Below are 254 nucleotides of genomic sequence, written 5' to 3'. Positions count from 1 at the left end.
CCCTTGATCAGCAGGCTACCGGTAAACTCGGTGATCGCCCCGCCATCAGAATTGGTAACAATAAAGCCATCGTGCTTCTCAGCCGTGGCATTGGTCATTGGGTAGAAAATATGGGAGAAAAACTTCACCCCTTTACCAATGGCCCAGTCTTTCATCGCAGCCGCGACAACATCAGCGGTGGCAGGATCGAGTGCCGCACCGGTCTGCACGGTTTTTTTCATCGCCTTGAAGGCATTTTTGGACAGGACTTCTTC

Annotated in this window: 1 protein-coding gene; it reads right to left on the bottom strand. The window is 52.0% G+C overall.

The window, feature by feature from the left end:
• A partial coding sequence (locus Q4563_RS21145) for a glutamine synthetase III (RefSeq protein ID WP_303605921.1) occupies positions 1 to 254 on the bottom strand: 254 nt, incomplete at both ends.

It is taken from the genome of Gilvimarinus sp. 1_MG-2023, from assembly GCF_030548285.1.
This window is presented reverse-complemented; position numbering and strand designations above follow the sequence as displayed.